Below are 543 nucleotides of genomic sequence, written 5' to 3'. Positions count from 1 at the left end.
CGTCGAAATCCACCACGGCGACACGTTTCAGCCCGTGGTGATCCAGCGCATGTTTCGCCGCCAGTGCTGCATTGCCGAACAGGCAGAACCCCATGGCGGTATCGGTTTCGGCGTGATGCCCCGGCGGGCGCACTGCGGCAAAGGCGTTCTGCACCTCGCCGCCCAGCACCATGTCGACTCCGCGCACCACCGCGCCGGCCGCGCGGAAGGCGGCATCCAGCGAGCCGGGGGACATGAAAGTGTCGCCGTCGATCTGCACCCAGCCTTCCGCAGGCGAAGCCTTGCGCAGGTCCGAGACGTAGCCTGCCGGATGGATACGCAGGATGTCGTCCTCGGCTGCCATCGGTGCGGTGACGCGTTTCAGCTCCAAGGGCTCCAGCGCGTGCAGGATGTGTTCGAGCCGGGCGACTTGTTCCGGGTGGCCGTCAGGGGTCACATGGCCGAGGCAGTCGGCATGGGTAATCAGGGCTGTGGTCATATGCGGGGTCCTCCTGCGGCGGGTCTTGGCGCGACCCTAGGAGCGGGCAGGGCATGGCTGCAAGG

1 pseudogene is annotated in these 543 nt (G+C 67.2%); it reads right to left on the bottom strand.

Going from position 1 to position 543, the window contains the following annotated elements:
* Positions 1 to 478 (bottom strand): annotated as a pseudogene (locus RA19_RS25280) (histone deacetylase family protein); the annotation flags it as partial.
* Positions 479 to 543 lie beyond the last annotated feature (65 nt).

It is taken from the genome of Leisingera sp. ANG-M1, assembly GCF_000813745.1.
GTDB lineage: Bacteria > Pseudomonadota > Alphaproteobacteria > Rhodobacterales > Rhodobacteraceae > Leisingera.
This window is presented reverse-complemented; position numbering and strand designations above follow the sequence as displayed.